The 17,479-nt window shown below is 61.5% G+C and carries 16 protein-coding genes; 12 read left to right on the top strand and 4 right to left on the bottom strand.

The genetic code is table 11. From position 1 onward, the window contains the following. Nucleotides 1-30: 30 nt before the first annotated feature. Nucleotides 31-165 carry a hypothetical protein gene (locus WD767_00295; protein MEX2614515.1) on the bottom strand — a complete coding sequence of 45 codons (135 nt, stop codon included), beginning with the start codon at nt 163-165 and terminating at the stop codon, nt 31-33. A 200-nt stretch (nt 166-365) separates the two neighbouring features. Here WD767_00295 and WD767_00300 point away from each other — a divergent pair, with 200 nt between their 5' ends. The 4 genes from WD767_00300 to WD767_00315 all read left to right on the top strand — a co-directional run bounded on the left by WD767_00300 (nt 366) and on the right by WD767_00315 (nt 6,662). Beyond that, on the top strand, nt 366-2,108 hold the full coding sequence (locus WD767_00300; GenBank protein ID MEX2614516.1) for an ATP-binding cassette domain-containing protein: 1,743 nt from the start codon (nt 366-368) through the stop codon (nt 2,106-2,108). Then, a complete protein-coding gene (locus WD767_00305) occupies nt 2,105-3,394 on the top strand; it encodes an HlyD family type I secretion periplasmic adaptor subunit (protein ID MEX2614517.1) in 1,290 nt (429 codons plus the stop codon). Before WD767_00300 ends, WD767_00305 begins: the two co-directional genes overlap by 4 nt. A 162-nt stretch (nt 3,395-3,556) precedes the next feature. Beyond that, a complete protein-coding gene (locus WD767_00310) occupies nt 3,557-4,867 on the top strand; it encodes a TolC family outer membrane protein (protein ID MEX2614518.1) in 1,311 nt (436 codons plus the stop codon). Between the two features lie 184 nt (nt 4,868-5,051). Next, entirely contained in the window at nt 5,052-6,662 is a 1,611-nt protein-coding gene (locus tag WD767_00315; GenBank protein MEX2614519.1) for an SPOR domain-containing protein, read from the top strand. Nucleotides 6,663-6,714: 52 nt separating this feature from the next. Here WD767_00315 and WD767_00320 read toward each other — a convergent pair whose 3' ends face one another. Both WD767_00320 and WD767_00325 read right to left on the bottom strand, forming a co-directional pair. Continuing rightward, nucleotides 6,715-7,704 (bottom strand): esterase-like activity of phytase family protein, encoded by a 990-nt coding sequence (locus WD767_00320; GenBank protein MEX2614520.1) that lies wholly within the window; start codon nt 7,702-7,704, stop codon nt 6,715-6,717. Between the two features lie 122 nt (nt 7,705-7,826). Then, complete coding sequence (locus WD767_00325) at nt 7,827-8,378, bottom strand: peroxiredoxin (GenBank protein ID MEX2614521.1); 552 nt, start codon at nt 8,376-8,378, stop codon at nt 7,827-7,829. A 101-nt stretch (nt 8,379-8,479) separates the two neighbouring features. Between WD767_00325 and WD767_00330 the strand changes: the two genes are divergently transcribed. After that, on the top strand, nt 8,480-9,388 hold the full coding sequence (locus WD767_00330) for a hydrogen peroxide-inducible genes activator (protein MEX2614522.1): 909 nt from the start codon (nt 8,480-8,482) through the stop codon (nt 9,386-9,388). Nucleotides 9,389-9,410: 22 nt separating this feature from the next. Here WD767_00330 and WD767_00335 read toward each other — a convergent pair whose 3' ends face one another. Beyond that, complete coding sequence (locus WD767_00335; GenBank protein MEX2614523.1) at nt 9,411-10,412, bottom strand: NAD(P)-dependent oxidoreductase; 1,002 nt, start codon at nt 10,410-10,412, stop codon at nt 9,411-9,413. A gap of 329 nt (nt 10,413-10,741) precedes the next feature. Between WD767_00335 and WD767_00340 the strand changes: the two genes are divergently transcribed. The 7 genes from WD767_00340 to WD767_00370 all read left to right on the top strand — a co-directional run bounded on the left by WD767_00340 (nt 10,742) and on the right by WD767_00370 (nt 17,448). Beyond that, nucleotides 10,742-11,431, top strand: coding sequence for a GntR family transcriptional regulator (locus tag WD767_00340; GenBank protein ID MEX2614524.1), 690 nt, complete (start codon nt 10,742-10,744; stop codon nt 11,429-11,431). 45 nt (nt 11,432-11,476) lie between these two features. Further along, a complete protein-coding gene (oxc, locus tag WD767_00345) occupies nt 11,477-13,192 on the top strand; it encodes an oxalyl-CoA decarboxylase (GenBank protein ID MEX2614525.1) in 1,716 nt (571 codons plus the stop codon). A gap of 42 nt (nt 13,193-13,234) precedes the next feature. Next, a complete protein-coding gene (gene frc, locus WD767_00350) occupies nt 13,235-14,479 on the top strand; it encodes a formyl-CoA transferase (GenBank protein ID MEX2614526.1) in 1,245 nt (414 codons plus the stop codon). Nucleotides 14,480-14,515: 36 nt separating this feature from the next. Further along, complete coding sequence (locus WD767_00355) at nt 14,516-15,430, top strand: methionyl-tRNA formyltransferase (protein ID MEX2614527.1); 915 nt, start codon at nt 14,516-14,518, stop codon at nt 15,428-15,430. 12 nt (nt 15,431-15,442) lie between these two features. Beyond that, on the top strand, nt 15,443-15,961 hold the full coding sequence (locus WD767_00360; protein MEX2614528.1) for a gamma carbonic anhydrase family protein: 519 nt from the start codon (nt 15,443-15,445) through the stop codon (nt 15,959-15,961). 278 nt (nt 15,962-16,239) lie between these two features. Beyond that, nucleotides 16,240-16,698 (top strand): DUF3237 domain-containing protein, encoded by a 459-nt coding sequence (locus WD767_00365; protein MEX2614529.1) that lies wholly within the window; start codon nt 16,240-16,242, stop codon nt 16,696-16,698. A gap of 42 nt (nt 16,699-16,740) precedes the next feature. After that, nucleotides 16,741-17,448 carry a haloacid dehalogenase type II gene (locus tag WD767_00370; protein ID MEX2614530.1) on the top strand — a complete coding sequence of 236 codons (708 nt, stop codon included), beginning with the start codon at nt 16,741-16,743 and terminating at the stop codon, nt 17,446-17,448. Nucleotides 17,449-17,479: the final 31 nt, after the last annotated feature.

Here is a 17,479-nt window from a genome sequence, read left to right on the forward strand (position 1 = left end):
CCTGGCATCAATCCTCGGAACCATGGATCGTTAACCTGGATTCGTTGCCCTGGGCGCATCGGCGGAAGTCTTGACTACGGTCGCCGCAACAGTAAGAGGGGTAATACCCGCGCTGCTTTCCGGTTCGATCACTGCAGATTCTGCCGCTGGCGTTATCAGCGCCATGCGCTATTCTCCCGGCAATTCATGAGAACCTGATTCAGAAAACGGTTTGGACCTGTTTGTGGATGATGGAATAGATATTAAAAGTACGCTAATTGCATCCCCCGATTGGTGCAAAACGGAAACAAATTTAATTTTTATTATGATCCTCTTTACCGTAGTTACCTCCTGACGGAATTGTTTCAGGGTTGTGGAGACGTAATTTGGCTGAAAACGAAGACCGGCATTGGTTAAGGTCCGCGCTGCATGAATCCCGCGCCGCACTTCGCGACCTTGTGCTTATCTCGAGTTTCGTGAACCTGCTGGTCCTGTCCATCCCGGTCTTCGTCCTGCAGGTCTATGACAGGGTTGTTTTTCAGGGCGGCATGACGACTCTCCAGGGGCTGGTAATCGGCATGGGCCTGATCGTCGGATTCGATTTCGTTTTGCGCCAGGCCCGCAGCCGGATTTTCCAGGGCGTGGCGCTGCGCCTCGACGCGGCAGTAGGCCGGGCCCTGTACAGCAAGGTGTTGTCGCTGCCGTTGCGGGTGCTGGAATCGCGTCCGGCCACTTTCTGGCAGTCCGTCTTTCGCGATGTCGATGCGGTGCGCAACATGGTGTCGGGACCGTCGGCGACACTCATGCTCGACCTGCCTTTCGCGGTATTGTTTTTCATCGTCATTCTGGTGATCGCACCGCCCGTCGCGTGGGTCCTGCTCGTCTTTATTCCCTTGTTCATGCTGCTGGCCTGGCGGTCGGGTCAGGTGATGCGGCAGTCGTCCCTGGCGGAACGCAACGCGGGACTGAGTCGCGAAGGGTTGCTGAACGAACTCATCGCCGGCCGCGGCACTGTCAAATCGCTGGCCCTGGAGGAGGCTGTCAGGCCGCGCTGGGAAGAGCGGCACGCTCATGCCATCGAATCTTCGCTGCAGCGCGGCGAGGCGGGCGACGGTTATCACAACCTCGGCTATATCATGACCATGAGCACGACAGTCGTCGTCACCACGGTTGGCGCGCTGGCAATCCTGGAACAGCAGATGACGATCGGTTCGCTGATCGCGGCGAATATGCTGAGCGCACGGCTGGTCGGGCCATTGAGCCAACTGGTATCCCAGTGGCGGATGCTGATGCAGTTCCGTGAGTCCTCGCAACGGCTGAGCGAAGTCTTTGCGATGCCGTCGGACCGGCAGGAGCAGGGGATCGAGATGGAGCGCCCGAACGGCGCCATCACCTTGGAAAAGCTGAATTTCGGTTACACGGAGAATGCCCGTCCGGCAATCGATGGTATCGACGGTAAAATCGGTCCGGGCGGGCTGCACGGGATTATCGGGGCCAACGGATGCGGCAAGAGCACACTGCTGAAGCTGATCCGCGGCATCTATGCGCCGTCATCGGGCCGGGTGCTGCTGGACGACGCGGATATCGCCCAGTTCACGCAGCGGCAACTGGCCGGGTTTATCGGCTACCTGCCGCAGGAATGCACCCTGTTTGCCGGCACGGTGCGCGAAAATATCGCCATCGCGCACGCCGATGCGGATGACGCCGCCATCGTCGCCGCGGCGGAACGCGCCCAGGCGCACAGCTATATCGTCGACCTGCCCGACGGGTACGCGACCAGCCTTGCCGAGGGCGGACGTGGCCTCTCCGCGGGGCAGCAGCAACGCATCGCGATTGCGCGCGCCTTCATGAACCAGCCCCCGGTCCTGATCCTCGACGAACCCTCCAGCAATCTCGACCGGGACGCGGAACAGGGACTTGCCGAGACGTTGCGGGAGTATGCGAGATCGGCGACGGTACTGGTCGTGACGCACAGCCCGGTATTACTGGCTGCATGCAATTCGATCCTGGTGCTCGACAAGGGCCGGGTGACGATGGCCGGTCCCGCGGGGCAGGTGCTGGCCAAGCTGCAGCCGGGGCCCAAACCCCTGGCCGGCGATCCGGCGGCCCAGAAAAGGAAGCCGGCATGAGCCGCCTGGATTCTCTGGTGGCGAGCCGCCGCGCGCCGTCGCTGCGTATCACCGCATTGCTGGTCTGCGCGCTTCTCGCCAGCCTGCTGGTCTGGTCGGCTTTCGCGCATCTTGACGAGGTATCGGTCGCGATGGGCGAAGTCGTCCCGCAGGGCCAGATGAAGATCATCCAGCATTTCGAGGGCGGGATTGTCGAACGACTCGAAGTTGAGGATGGCACACGCGTCCATACGGGGCAGGTGCTGGTGCAACTGGATCTCGCTGGCGCGGGCACCAACCGTAACGAACTCGTCGTCCAGCGCGACGGCCTTGTGCTGCGCAAGGCACGGCTCGAGGCGCAGATTGCGGGGGAGGATATCACCTTTCCGGAAGAGGAAGCGACGCGCCGCCCGGAACTGGTCCGCGCGGAAAACCGCTCCTACGCCGCGTGGCAGCGTGAAATCGGATCAACGCTTTCCGTTCTGGAAAAGCAGATCACGCAGCGGGATCTCGAAATCCGGCAACTGGAGGCGCAGCGCCAATCTGTCAACAATGATCTGGCCTTTTCGCGGGAACGGCTGCGCATGTCGCAAAGCCTGCTGGCGGACGGCCTGACGCCGCGGATGGAACATCTGCAGGTGGAGGCTGAGGTCGAAAAACTGGCCGGCGAGGCGGAGGTCCTGAAACAGTCTATTCCCCGCGCGATGTCATCGCTGTCCGAGGCCAAGGCGCGTTATAACGAGGAAAAGGAAAAGGCTGTTCGCGTTTCCGTGGAAAGCCTGGCCGGCGTGGAGCTTCAGATTGCACGCGTCGATGCGCTGCTGAACGAGGCGTCGGACCAGTTCCTGCGGACCGTTATCCGCAGCCCGATCGACGGAATCGTGAAGAACATGCGCTATCACACAATCGGTGGCGTCGTCCGCCCGGGCGAGCCGATCATGGAAATCGTGCCCCTGAGCGACCGTCTCGTGATCGAGGCCCAACTGAACCCCGTCGATCGCGGCTATGTGCAGGAAGGCCAGCGCGCGGTAGTCAAGATTTCGACCTATGATTTCGTGCGGTATGGCAGTCTTGATGGCGTCGTCGACCGAATCGGCGCCAGCACAAATCTCGACCCGGACGGCGCGCCGTATTACCAGGTTGTCGTCCGCACCGAAAAAACGTATCTCGGTCAGGAACAGGGATTGCTCCCCATTACGCCAGGCATGCAGGCGACGGTCGATATTCATACCGGGACCCGTTCGGTATTGAATTACTTCATTAAACCGGTCCTGAAACTGCGCAATGAAGCCTTCCGGGAACGATAAAGGTGTTACAGGATTGCAACAAGGCTCGGATATCATTTCCTGCTCGTTGACAATTTGCTGTTTGACCTCGTTGTAACGTATTACTAATACTCTGGAATAACGTTAATTTCAGATGCGTTTCAAAACTGTCTGATGGCCGACTGGGTATCGGGGGTCCGCTAGTTGGGTAAATTTTTGCTGGCCGTATTTGCCGGGATTGCATTTTCGATTGCCGGCGGGGCTGACTCGGTATCCGCGGAACCGCTTAATGAGGAATTATCGGTTCTTCTGGCCGAGCACCCGGATATAAGGCGCGCGCGCAACGATGCTGCTGCGGCGAAAGCCAATGTCGGTGACGCGCGTGCGGCGTATTATCCTCGTTTTGAACTGTCCGGCGATACCGGGCCCGAACGGACGGATTCGCCCGACCGCAGGGCTTCCGGCGCAACGGACCCCTTTACGGGGCGGCGAGACAAATTAACGCTGACGTCCACGCTGAACCTGTTTAACGGGTTCCGGGACGATGCCGCCGTGACCGCGGCAAATATCACCGTTCTCGAACAGAATATGGGTCTGGAAAACACCAGGCAGGAACTGCTGTTCCAGGGCGTGAACCAGTATCTGGAAGTGCTGCGCAATGTCCGGCTGATCAGGGTCGCGCAGACGACGGAGAGAACGATCCAAAGCCAGTTGCGGCTGGAGGACGAACGGGTTCAGCGCGGTTCGGGCATTGCGGTCGATGTTCTGCAGGCGAAGTCGCGCCTTCAGGTGGCGAAGGAACAGCGGGTGGCCTTCGAAGGACGCTTGCAGGAGGCGCTGGCGCGATACAAGCAGTTGTTCGGCCACTTGCCTGATATCGCGACGCTGGAAAACGTCATTCCGGCGCCGTCCATCGTTCCCGAGAGCTTGGAAGCCGCGATTGCCCAGGCGCGCCAGTACCATCCGGCATTGCGGCAGGTACAGTATCAGGCGGATATCGCCCGCGAGCAGAAGCGGATCGCCAAGGCGGATTATTATCCGACGGTCGATCTCGTCGGCACCCTCGACTATGAGGACAATGTTTCGACAACCGTCGGCATTGAGCGCGAGCAATCGCTGCTGGTGCGCGCGCGGTGGGAATTCTTCTCCGGTTTCAGGACACGGTCGCGCGTCGAAAGCGCTGCCCGGACTCTGGCGTCGCGCAAGGATACGTATAATTTTGCGACCCGCCGTGTGGAAGAAGACATCCGCATCGCCTGGGACAAGCTGGCAACGGAGCGGCAGCGGGTGGACCTGTTGCAGAATGCCGTCAACCTGGCAATCGAAGTGTTCAATGCCCGAAAGCGCCTGCGGGAATCCGGCAAGGAAACCGCGCTCAACGTCCTGGATGCCGAACGCGAAGTATCGGCCGCCCGGATCAAGCTGATCACGGCGGACTTCGACTCCCGGATTGCAAGTTACCTGTTGGCGCGCCGAACCGGCATGTTGACCCCTGCCAAACTCGAATTAGATTAGGGCAGGCAGGCTTGTCGTCGGCCGGAGCGGTTTGTTTTCGGTCTGGCGCTGCGGTATATTGATCTCTGATCTCTGGCTAAAGTACAGATGCCGTACAGTTGAGCGCGGTATAATTGGAAAGGCCACCCGGAAGGTGCGTTTTCGCCTCGCATTGATTTTTCTGGCCCTGCTGCCGGCAGGTTGCATGAACCTGCCGGGTCTGGATTTTCTGAGCAGCCGCGATCCTGCGCTAGCTGTGGCGTCCGATTCCGCCGCCGCGGGTGCGGAGCCCGAAAAATTTCGCGTCGGCGACCGGTTTGCGTTTGACAATCCGCTTGTCCGCTGGGAGGTCGTGTCGGTCGAAGGAGAGCGCGTGTACTGGCGCAGCGATACCGGCGACGAACAGGTGACCAGGTTCAACATGCTGTTGCCGGCGCTGGAGTGGCGCAGCCGGACGGCGGGAACCGGGCGGCGATTTATCCGCGATGAGGTCGGTTCGCTTTTCCCGATGAAGGTCGGTGCGACGCTGTCGTTCCGCTCTACGGTTACAACCAGCAAGCCGCCGTTCGGCTGGGAGCATCATTGGTCGTGTAAAGTGACGGGGCAGGAGGATGTAAGGGTCCTGGACAATCTGTTCGACACCTTTGTCGTGGCCTGTGGCCGCGAAAGGCCGGACGAAATCGTGTTCTACTATGCGCCGAAAATCGGCCATTACGTCGTGCAGCGTCTTGCCGGCGCGGAAGGCAGTCCAGGCCGTACCCGGAACATGCTGTCATTTGAACGCAGCGACGGGACGACCCTTGCCGACGTCGCAAAGACGCCGCCTGAGCCTGTTGCCGCCGTCCCGCCCGGAGCCGGAACACCGCATCGGAACCAGGCCGTCCCGCCGGCGCCGGAACCGAATCCAGTGACTCCGCCTGTCCGGGCCGCGGCGCCGGTCAACGCAGCCCCTGCGAAAGACGGTGCGTTATCTTCACTAAGCGCAGCGGTCGATTCCGTTACGTTGCGGGCGCCGGAATTCGGCGGCAATGCGACGCCGCCGGCATCGCCGACGCGCCCCGCAGCGGCACCTGTTGCACCGGTCGTTCCCGCGATCGTGCCCCGAGCGGATATGAAGCCGGCGACCGCCGGGCGCGATGGGAAAGCGCCAGACGCCGCCGCGTCGCCGAAACCGCGTGCGGATCGATCGCGAAAATCGGAAAGTAGCGGGCCGCGCACCGTTGCTGTGCCGGTTCCCGTGCCGCCGCCGCCGACCGTGCCGCCTCCGCCCGTTGCCGTGGCGCGGCCGGAGGCGTCGTCAGCGACTGTGACGCTACCGCCGCCGCCGCAGGTACCGGTACCCGTTGCGAAGGCGGCTTCGGAAAAGCCCGTTGCGCCGTCATTGCAGATACCGACGCCCGTAGCCCCGCAGGCGCCGGCGTCCGTTGCGGCGCCATTGGCGAGCGCGCCTCCTCCGGTGGAGGCTGTCCCGCCGCCAGCCCTCGTCGTGCCGCCCGTTGCCGACGTGACGCCGGTCCCGACGGCGCCAGCGATTCCAGAGACAAAACGGCCGACCGGGTCCCCCGTTCCAGCGGCGCAGGGGGTGCATCTTGCATCCTATCGTAATCTGGCGAATGCCCGGCAGGGCTGGGCACAGTTGGTCCATCGCAATGGCGATCTGCTGGAAGGGCTGCAAGCGGATATACGGCGCATTGAAATCGACAGCCGGGGGATCTACTACCGGCTTTATGCAGGGCCGGTCGATTCGGCCGACGCTGAGGCGCTTTGCGAAAAGCTGCGGACACGAGGAATCTTCTGCGCGCCGCAGGAAGGCTAGACTTAAGCTGTTTTATCGAAAATTCGGAGCGGGGCGTCCCGTCCAAAAGCTGTCAGCGTTCCGTGTCGTCGAGCCGGTACATGACGAGCAGCGACCGTTGCAGGGGCGAGAAATTGTCGTCGGAAACGATATAGACGAGCGTTTCGCCAATTTCATTTCGCCGTGACGATATTCCCTCGAAATTGTCGATAATCACGGAATGTGTCATCCGGGCAATTTCGCGGGGTACCAGGACGGCGTCGGGGCGGATCGCGTTGGACGGAATGCGCACGATCCGGATGCCCAGCCCGGCGATGAAGCTGAAACTGCGTTCGACAATCAGGATATCGCAATCAGGCAATGTCGTGGCGGCGGTGGGACGAAGCCCGTTCGAAACAAGGTAGGTGAGGTGATCCCAGCCCGAACCGGACTGGAGCCAGGCGTCGACATGGCCCCGCGCAGTGCGGTTGCGTTCGGCGATGGCCAGCAAGTTACCGTTGCAAAGCCGGGTTAATGCCTCTATCCCGCCATTAGCCGGCAGTTTTGAGAACGCCGGTGGCACGGGGATGGCCACAGGCCGCGCCCGGCTCGGGTCCGGGGCGCCGTCATAGCGCCACAGCCGGTGATGGCGCTCGAACGCCACGACGAAACTGTCGGGCGACAATGGCGCGAGCGACTCCGCATCCGACCAGGGTTTGCTGCCGAGCGGCCTTCCGTCCTGCCCGAGAAGGGGGGCAAGTTCCGCGTTGCGGATGCCTGCGAGATCCCCATCGCGATAGGTGAGTTCCGCGCGCAGCCAGTAACCGTTGTCCGTAACCGCCAGTAACCGGCGGCCGTCCGGACTGACCTCCAGGCCCGACAGTCCGCCGAAGAGGGGATTTTCCATCGTCATGGCGAAGCCGCCGCGCCATGTCAGGTTGCCGATTGTTTTCTCGTCGCGGTTTTCCGCGTTCATCTGCACCGGCGTAATCCGGATCTCCGCGCCGCTTGCAGGCGGAGCCGGACATGCGAACGCGAGTAATATCCCGGCCATGATGACGGGTTGAATGAGCCTTCCGGTCATGACCGTCATGGACTTCCTGTCGCCGAATTTCGGTTAAGCGCGCCGTATTCTCGGTTGCCGACCGCCCTTCAGCAATGTTCGAACGGAACGGGCGGAAGGGCGGACTTCGGCGTGTCCGGCGGTCAGGCCGCTTTTGTGGCTGCGGTTTTCGACAGGTAGGCAAGCATGGTATCGACATCCGAGACTTCGAATGGGTCGTCTTCCGCGTTGTCGCAGTAGCCGGGCTCCGCAAATATTTTCTCGATCCTGCCGTCATCGACCAGCATCGAATACCGCCAGCTGCGGAAACCGAAGCCAAGATTGTCCTTGTCGACCAGCATGCCCATTTTCCGGGTGAAGGCGCCGGAGCCATCGGGCAGCATCGTGACATTTTTGATTCCCTGGGCCTTGCCCCACTGAAACATCACGAAAGCGTCGTTCACGGAAAGGCAGATCACCTCGTCGATCCCGACGGCTTTCAGCGCATCGCATTTCGCTTCATAGCCGGGGAGATGGGTCGAACTGCATGTCGGGGTGAAGGCGCCGGGCAACGCGAAAACCACGACGCGGCGACCATTGAAAATATCTGCGGATGACCGGTCCTGCCAGCGATAGGGGTTCGGTCCGGATATGGATTCGTCGCGGACACGGGTCTTGAAAGTGACTTCCGGAACACGGGTCGGTGTATCATGCATTTGGTTTGCTCCATTACGCGGTTCGTTGAAACCTGATGAAGCATGAATAGCGAAAACCATTTAATAATTGAAATCAATATTATTTATAATAATAATAGATTATGGCAATTACTTATGCGCCGACGCTGAAACAGCTTCGCTATCTGACGGCCCTGAAGGAACACGGTCATTTCGGCCGGGCCGCCGATGCCTGCGCCGTGACGCAGCCGACATTGAGCGCCGCCATCGCCGAACTGGAAACGCTGCTTGGGGCGGTGCTGGTGGAACGGACGAAGCGCCGCGTCGTTTTCACCCCTCTGGGCGATGAAGTGGTGGAACGGTCTCGGCCGGTCCTCGGCGGCGTCGAGGATATCATGCAGATTGCCGAAACGGCGCAGGCGCCGCTGACCGGTGTGCTGCGGCTGGGCGTCATTCCGACCATCAGCCCGTTCCTGCTGCCGCGCGTTCTGCCGGCGTTGCGCGAGGCTTTTCCGAAGCTGCAGCTCTACCTGCAGGAGGGTCTGACGGCGGTGCTGCTCGAGCAACTGGACCAGGGCGCGCTGGACCTGGTGTTGCTGGCCCTGCCGTATGCGGCGGAAAATATCGAAACGACGACATTATTTGAGGATCGCTTTTCGGTTGTCTGTCCGGCGGATCATCCGCTGGCGCGCCAGAACAGGATTCCGCCCGACGCACTGCCAGCGGATTCCCTGCTGCTGCTGGCGGACGGTCACTGCCTTCGCGATCACGCGCTGAGCGTCTGTTCGCTTGCGCGACCCAGGCAGGGGGGCTTCGAGGCGACGTCGCTGCATACACTGGTGCAGATGGTTGCCAATGGCCTGGGCATAACCCTTGTGCCGAAACTGGCGCTCGATGCAGGCATCCTCAACGGGACCGGTCTGATCGTGCGGGAATTGCAGGGCGAAAACCCGCACCGCGATATCGGCATCGCCTGGCGTCAGGGCAGCCGCCGGAAGGAAAGTTTTGAAATCCTCGGCCGTGCCCTTTCGGCGCAGGTTGACGCCTGCTGACCGTGAAGGGGTATTCCCGTCCTTACGGTATCGGACGACGCGAATTCGGTCCTTCCCAGGCCGCGGGGTTCAGCGGGAATTTCGGCATTCGGCCCTTGAGGCCGGCCAGGATCTGGTCGGCGGCGGAATGGGCCAGCCGGTTTGTCGCTTCGGCCGACATGCCGGCGATATGCGGCGTCAGAACAATCTTGTCATGCGTCAGCACCGGGTGGCCGGCGGCGAGCGGTTCCGGGTAAACGACGTCGAGTCCGGCTGCGGCGACCGGTCCGTTGTCGAGGGCCTTGACGAGGGCATCGAGGTCCAGCAGCTGGCCACGCGCCGCATTTACGACAATGGCGCCATCGGGCAGTTGCGCCAGTTCATCGGCCGCGATGATGTAGCGGGTCTCGTCGGTGAGTTCCGCGCAGAGGCAGAGTATCCGGCATTGCTTCAGCATCGCGTGCAGGTCGTCCATGAGCGTGACCCCGCTGGTCAGGGCGAGCCTGGGATCGACATAGGGATCATAGGCCAGGACCCGGCAAGTGAACCCGTGGATCAGCTTGCGGGCGAGCTCCGATCCGATATAGCCGAGACCGACCAGGCCGACCGTCTTGCCCTCGAGTTCGAAAATTTCCAGCCCCGTGCGCTGATCCCAGGCGCTGCCGTCGCGGGCGGCCCTGTCGCCCCAGCGTATCTGCTTCATCGCGGCCATCATCAGCATGATCGAGTGTTCGGAAACCGGAGTGCGGCCGAAACCCTGATGATTCACCACAAGGATTCCGCGCGCCGTGGCGGCGGGAATGTCGATATTGTCGGTTCCGAAGCCGGATGTGGAGACGATGGCGAGGTCGTCGGCGGCGTCCAGAATATCGGCGGTGACCCGTTCCGGCGTCCGGACCCAGAGCGCTTTGGCATCCCTGAGTTCCCTGACCAGGTCCTGGGCGTCGGAGCTGTCGACGATGGCGAGTTCGGCCCCGCCATCGGTCAGCAGCCGATGCCCGACCTGATCGTACATGGGGCGCCAGAGAACGACCTTGTCAGCCATCGGTTCGCCTTTCCTGCTGCAGATGCGGGCACACAGGCTATGTCCGGAACCCCGAATCGAACAAGATATTTCGGATCGCACCCAATGACTTTGGGAGAAACCTGATTTTGTTACGCTGGCAGGGCTTCGTGCTGTTTGTGAATACGCTGCTTCCTGCCATTCTCCAGGGCGGGGTCGTGGACGGCTTCCTGTACCGGAAGAGAATGTGGCGGCGCGCCTGCCGGCGCTGGTCGGATAATCCGTCAGTGTTCCCTTGCTTGCCGGGCGGCTGTTGGCATAATGTATACCACGGGAGCGCGAAACTTGCCGTCACACGCAAATCAGGTGTCATGCCAGAGGCCATTTCCATATTTCAGCCGATCGAGGATGTCCAGAGCCTGAAGGACAGGACCTATGACGCGCTGAAACAGGCCATCACGACCATGGACATCTACGCCAACCCCGAAGAACCGCGGCTGGACGAGCGGTTACTGTCCGAGCAACTGGGCGTCAGCCGAACTCCGATTCGCGAGGCGATCGCGCGGCTGGAGCAGGAAGGGCTGGTGCGGATCGCGCCGCGACGCGGCGTTTTCGTTGTCCGCAAGCCGAAACGCGAAATTCTGCAGATGATCACTGTCTGGGCCGCGCTGGAAAGCATGGCGGCCCGGCTGATTACGCAACATGCGAGCGACGCGGAAATTGCGTCGCTGCGGGCATTGTTCTCGACGCCGGATGGCGGGCAGGTGCAGGCCAATATCGACGAGTATTCGGATCGCAATATCCGGTTTCACCAGGCGCTGCTGAAGTTGAGCCATTGCGATTTATTGATCGAAACGGCGAACAGCCTGTTCATTCACATGCGGGCGATCCGGGCGAAGACGATTGCCGAAAACGACCGGGCCAGCCGTTCGATCATCGACCATATGAATATCATCGAAGCCCTGGAACAACGCGACACCGAACTCGCGGAGAAACTGGCGCGGCAGCATACGCTCGATCTGGCCGCGCATGTCGAAAAGAACGTGCACTATCTGGATTGAGGCGTGAAAATTTCGCGTCCGGCCCAGGACGCAGGGGAGGTAAACATGGCGCAGGAAACTGGCGAAAAGGCAACATTGACCGATGGCTTCAACCTGGTCATCGACGCGCTCCAGCTCAATGACATCAACACGATCTATAACGTGCCGGGAATTCCGATCACGGATCTGGGGCGCTATATGCAGGGCGCGGGCATGCGGGTCCTTTCATTCCGGCATGAACAGAACGCCGGCTACGCGGCGGCAATCGCAGGATATCTGACGAAGAAGCCCGGCGTCTGCATGACCGTCTCCGCACCGGGTTTCCTCAACGGGCTGACGGCGCTGGCGCACGCGACGACCAACTGTTTCCCGATGATCCTGATCAGCGGCTCGTCGGAGCGCGAAATAGTCGACCTGCAGCAGGGCGACTACGAAGAAATGGACCAGTTGGCCATCGCCAAACCGCTCTGCAAGGCGGCCTATCGGGTCCTGAATGTCGAAGACATCGGCATCGGCATCGCCCGCGCCATCCGCGCCGCCGTGTCCGGCCGTCCCGGCGGGGTCTATCTCGATTTCCCCGCCAAGCTCCTTGGCCAGGTCATGGACGTTGCCGCGGGCGAAAAATCGCTGGTCAAGGTGATCGACGCGGCCCCGCGCCAGATTCCCGCGCCGGAATCGGTCAGGCGCGCGCTCGACGTCCTCAAGGGCGCGCAACGGCCGCTGATTATTCTCGGCAAGGGCGCGGCCTATGCCCAGGCCGATGATGCGATCCGCGAATTCGTCGAAACCAGCGGCATTCCCTATCTGCCGATGAGCATGGCCAAGGGCCTGCTGCCGGATACGCACCCGCAATCCGCCGGCGCCGCGCGGTCGCTCGTGCTGAAGGAAAGCGATGTGGTGATGCTGATCGGCGCACGGCTCAACTGGCTGCTGTCGCACGGCAAGGGCAGGACCTGGGGCGACAAGCCCAAGAAGTTCATCCAGGTGGATATCGAGCCGAAGGAAATGGACAGCAATGTCGAAATCGCCGCCCCGCTGGTGGGCGATATCGGATCCTGCGTTCAGGCCCTGCTGGACGGCATGGGCAAGGGCTGGTCGGCGCCGCCGGCGCAATGGACGGGCGAGATCCGGGAAAAAGTCGAAACCAACGTCGCCCGCATGGCGCCGCGACTGCAGAATAATAATGTCCCGATGGATTACCAGGGCGCCCTGGGCGCGTTGCGGACGATCATCAGGGAACGCCCCGATGCGATCCTGGTCAATGAAGGCGCGAATACACTCGACTTCGCCAGAAGCATCATCGACATGTACCAGCCCCGCAAAAGGCTCGACGTCGGCACCTGGGGCGTCATGGGGGTCGGCATGGGCATGGCGATCGCGGCGGCGGTGGAAACGGGCAAGCCCGTACTGGCGGTGGAGGGAGACAGCGCCTTCGGCTTCTCCGGTATGGAGATAGAAACCATCTGCCGATACAACCTGCCGGTCTGTGTCGTCGTGTTCAATAATGGCGGCATTTATCAGGGTACCGGCGTCAATCCGTCCGGCGGCGAGGACGTTTCGACAACGGTATTCGTCAAGGATGCGCGCTACGACCTGATGATGCAGGGCTTCGGCGGTGTCGGCGTCACGGCAACCTCGCCGGACGAGCTGAGGCAGGCGGTGAACGCGGCGATGGATTCGGGCAGGCCGACCCTTGTGAACGCCGTCATCGACCCTGCGGCGGGAACCGAAAGCGGCCGTATCGGCAATCTCAACCCGCAAAGCGTCGTGGCCCGCAAATAGCCGCGCAATTTTATTTCAACTCGCAAGAACAGGAATGATGCAATGAGCAAAGCCCTTGAAGGGGTCAAGATTCTCGATATGACCCATGTGCAGTCGGGGCCGACCTGTACCCAGCTTCTGGCCTGGTTCGGGGCGGATGTCATCAAGGTGGAACGCCCCGGCGTGGGCGATGCGACGCGGGGACAGTTGCAGGATATTCCCAATGTCGACAGCCTGTATTTCACCATGCTGAACCACAACAAGCGCGGCATGACGCTGAATACGAAGCTCGATTCCGGCAAGGAAATTTTTGAGAAGCTGATCAGGCATTGCGATGTGCTGGTCGAGAACTTCGCGCCGGGCGCCATGGACCGCATGGGCTTTTCATGGGAGCGAATTCACGAACTGAACCCGCGCATGATCTACGCCTCGATCAAGGGATTCGGCCCTGGCAAGTACGAGGACTGCAAGGTCTACGAAAACGTTGCCCAGTGCACGGGAGGTTCTGCCTCGACGACGGGCATGATCGGTGACGTACCGCTGGTCACGGGCGCGCAGATCGGCGATTCCGGCACCGGGCTGCATCTGGCGCTTGGTATCGTCACGGCGCTGTTCCACCGCACCCATTCGGGCGAGGGGCAGCGGGTCGAATGCGCGATGCAGGACGGCGTGCTGAACCTGTGCCGGGTCAAGCTGCGCGATCAGCAACGTCTGGCGCATGGGCCGCTGACCGAATATCCGCAATATCCGCACGGCGAGTTCGGCGAGGCGACGCCGCGCGCCGGCAATGCGTCCGGCGGCGGTCAGCCGGGCTGGATCGTGAAGTGCAAGGGCTGGGAAACCGATCCCGATGCCTATATCTATGTGATCGCCCAGGCGGCGGCCTTTGCCGGACTGGCCAGGCAGATCGGCCATGAAGACTGGCTGGAGGATCCCGAATGGAACACGCCGAAGGCCCGCCTGCAGCACCTTGAAACCATGTTTGCGGAAATCGAGAAATGGACCATGACCAAGAACAAGTTCGAGGTCATGGATATCCTGAACCCGCTCAACGTGCCTTGCGGGCCGATCCTTTCCATGAAGGAACTGGCGGAAGAGCCTTCCTTGCGCGAAACTGGGACGATTGTCGAAGTTGACCATCCCGAGCGGGGGACATATCTGTCTGTCGGTAACCCGATCAAGCTGTCGGCATCGCCGTCGGAAGTAAGGCGGTCGCCGCTGCTTGGCGAACACACCGATGAAGTGCTGCGCGAACTGGGTCTCGATGACGGGGCAATCGCGGCGGTGCGGGAAGCAGGCGCTGTCTAGGCGCCGGCGCGAAAAATAAACAGGAAGGGATCAAGAATGCGAATTGTTGTACATGGCCAGCAGGCATTTGGTGAAGCCGTGCTGAAGGCGCTGCTGGACCGCGGCGATAATGTCGTCGCCGTCTATTGTGCGCCGGACAAGGAAGGCCGGCCGATGGATCCGATCAAGACGCTGGCGCTGGAGCACAAGCTGCCGGTCTACCAGCCGGCATCGTTCAAGGAGCCGGCGGTCTGGGCGGAATGCGAGGCGCTCAAGCCCGATATCGGCGTCATGGCCTATGTCACCAAATTCGTGCCGGAGGAGTTCCTGAACATTCCGACCCACGGGACGATCCAGTACCACCCGTCTCTCCTGCCGCTGCACCGGGGCCCGAGTTCGATCAACTGGCCGATCATCATGGGTTCGAAGAAAACCGGGCTCAGCATCTTCTGGCCCGACAACGGGCTCGATACCGGCCCGATCGTCCTGCAGAAGGAAGTCGAGATCGGCCCGGACGACACGCTGGGCAGCATCTACTTCAACAAGCTGTTCCCGATGGGCGTCGATGCGATGCTCGAGGGTGTCGATCTCGTGGCGGCCGGCAAGGCGCCGCGGGTGGTGCAGGATGAATCGAAGCAGACCTATGAAAGCTGGTGCCGCAAGGACGATGCGAAGATCGACTGGAGCAAGCCGGTCGCCGAGGTTTACAACCTGATCCGCGGCACCAATCCGCAGCCGGGCGCCTGGACGACCCATGGCGGCAAGGAACTGCAGATATTCGACAGCCGGATGGGAACCGCAAGCGGCGGCAAGCCGGGTGAGGTCCTGTCCGTCAGCGACGACGGCATTACCGTGGCGGCCAACGGCGGTTCAATCCTGGTGCAGCGCGTGCGGCCGGAAGGCGACAAGAAGATCACGGCGAAGGAGTTCGTTGCCAGCAGCGGTCTCGCGGCCGGCGCGACCTTCGGTTAAGCGCGCGGTTTCGTGAAATACGCGCTGGATGGCGTTCGGGTCAGCGGTGAGGACTATTTCATCGCGCCCAGCGCCGCCGTGATCGGCAAGGTGCGCCTGGCGAAAAATGCCAGCGTGTGGTGGAACGCTGTCATTCGCGGCGATAACGAGGCGATTACCGTCGGGGAAAATTCCAATGTGCAGGATGGTTGTATCCTGCACACGGATCCGGGCCACCCGACAATCGTCGGCAGCAATGTCACGATCGGTCACGGGGCGATCCTGCATGGCTGCACGGTCGGCGACGGTTCGCTGGTCGGCATCGGCGCGGTTGTCCTTAACGGCGTCAGGATCGGACGCAACTGCATTATCGGCGCCCGCGCCCTCATTCCCGATGGCAAGGAAATTCCCGATAATTCGGTCGTCATGGGTACGCCGGGCCGGGTCATCCGGCAGACGACGGATGCCGATAAGGCGATGATCGCGGAAACGGTTGCATTCTATGTCGCGAACCAGGACCGGTTCCGCAAGGGCCTGACACCGGACGAATAATTTGCATTCCGCTTCAGGATTCGCCAGATAGGGGCGATAATGAAGCAGGAGCAAGTCATCATGAAACACCGTCAGCGGCAGACACCGCCCCGGCGGCGCAATGCGCTCGCCACGATTGTCCGGCAGTTCGGGCATGGGATCAGACCCAGCGGCAAGCTCTATCGGCGCAGGCCGAAACATAAAAACCCCCATCTTCGTGACGGGGGTTTTTCTTTGCTCGCGGGTTTTGGCCGGACGACGCCTTTCGGTATGCTGGCATTCAACATGGAGAATGGAACATGCCGGAACTGAAGTCCGAATACCTGTTTACGATCACCATCGGGGTTGCTCAATTCATCGACTTCGGCGACACGCCGTTCGGCGCGCGCCATATCGACCTGCTGGGGCCGGGCAGTTTCGAAGGGCCGCGGCTGCGCGGCGCGGTGCTGGCCGGCGGTATGGATCAGAAACTGGTTCGCGCCGACGGGGCGATGACGCCGAATGTCCGGTTGGCGCTGCGCACCGATGACGATGCGCTGATCCACATGTATTACACCGGGGTGCGGCACGGCTCCCCGGAGGTCATGCAGCGGATCGCCGATGGCGATACGGTCGATCCGTCGGAATACTACCTGCGCAATGCGCCGTTTTTCGAAACGTCGGCGCCGAAATACGACTGGCTGAACCGGATCGTTTCGGTCGGCGTCGGTCGGCGGTTGCCCGACAAGGCGCTGTATGACGTTTTCGAGATCCTGTAGCGGCCTGTTTCAGGCCGCATGTCAACAACCGGAGCCGGGCAAATGACCGACATCGATGTGCTGAAGCGCGAAGTGAAGGCGCTGGTCTTCGACCAGTATGGGACGGTCGTCGACATGCAGGGCGGACTGACAAAGGTGGTCACGGCGTATTTCGCCGAAAAGGGCGCGTCCACCGACCCGCACCGGTTTGTCACCTGGTGGCGGCGGACCCATTTCGAAAACTCGATGATCGACTCGCTGTGCGACCGCGGGCATACGACTTATCGGGAGATCGGGCATCGTTCGGTGGATTTCGCGCTGGACCGGGCCGGAATCGCGCATAGCTCGGCGGAAGTTGAAATGCTGGTCGCCGCGATTGAACGGCTGGAACCCTTCCCGGAGGTGCCGGACGCCCTGCGCCGGCTGAAACGGCGTTACCGCCTGGCCATCCTGTCCAATGGCGACCCGGACATGCTGGAAAACGCCAGGCCCCATATCGGGTTCGACTTTGATGAGACGATCTCCGTGCAGGCGGCCGGCTATTTCAAGCCGCATTTCCGAACCTATGAAGTCGCGTCGGAAATCCTGGCCCTGGACCGGTCGTCGATCCTGTTTGTCGCCAACCATACTTTCGACTGTACCGGCGCCAAATCCTTCGGCATGCGCACCGCCTTCATCGACCGGCGCAAACGCCCCTATGGCCAGACGCCGCACCAGCCCGACCTGATCGTCTGCGACATGGGCGAACTGGCGGATCTGATGGCCGGGTAGAGTGTTATCTCCGCCTGGCGTTTCGCCGCGT

The sequence above is a fragment of the Alphaproteobacteria bacterium genome, assembly GCA_040905865.1.
Classification (GTDB): Bacteria; Pseudomonadota; Alphaproteobacteria; order UBA8366.

Excerpts from the sequence above, each read along its gene's own strand:
- WD767_00340 (MEX2614524.1), top strand. The coding sequence starts at position 10,742 with ATGCCAGAGGCCATTTCCATATTTCAGCCGATCGAGGATGTCCAGAGC.
- WD767_00320 (MEX2614520.1), bottom strand. The coding sequence starts at position 7,704 with ATGACCGGAAGGCTCATTCAACCCGTCATCATGGCCGGGATATTACTC.
- WD767_00315 (MEX2614519.1), top strand. The coding sequence starts at position 5,052 with ATGAACCTGCCGGGTCTGGATTTTCTGAGCAGCCGCGATCCTGCGCTA.
- WD767_00370 (MEX2614530.1), top strand. The coding sequence starts at position 16,741 with ATGACCGACATCGATGTGCTGAAGCGCGAAGTGAAGGCGCTGGTCTTC.
- WD767_00365 (MEX2614529.1), top strand. The coding sequence starts at position 16,240 with ATGCCGGAACTGAAGTCCGAATACCTGTTTACGATCACCATCGGGGTT.
- oxc (MEX2614525.1), top strand. The coding sequence starts at position 11,477 with ATGGCGCAGGAAACTGGCGAAAAGGCAACATTGACCGATGGCTTCAAC.
- WD767_00305 (MEX2614517.1), top strand. The coding sequence starts at position 2,105 with ATGAGCCGCCTGGATTCTCTGGTGGCGAGCCGCCGCGCGCCGTCGCTG.
- WD767_00355 (MEX2614527.1), top strand. The coding sequence starts at position 14,516 with ATGCGAATTGTTGTACATGGCCAGCAGGCATTTGGTGAAGCCGTGCTG.
- WD767_00335 (MEX2614523.1), bottom strand. The coding sequence starts at position 10,412 with ATGGCTGACAAGGTCGTTCTCTGGCGCCCCATGTACGATCAGGTCGGG.
- frc (MEX2614526.1), top strand. The coding sequence starts at position 13,235 with ATGAGCAAAGCCCTTGAAGGGGTCAAGATTCTCGATATGACCCATGTG.
- WD767_00325 (MEX2614521.1), bottom strand. The coding sequence starts at position 8,378 with ATGCATGATACACCGACCCGTGTTCCGGAAGTCACTTTCAAGACCCGT.
- WD767_00330 (MEX2614522.1), top strand. The coding sequence starts at position 8,480 with ATGGCAATTACTTATGCGCCGACGCTGAAACAGCTTCGCTATCTGACG.
- WD767_00295 (MEX2614515.1), bottom strand. The coding sequence starts at position 165 with ATGGCGCTGATAACGCCAGCGGCAGAATCTGCAGTGATCGAACCGGAA.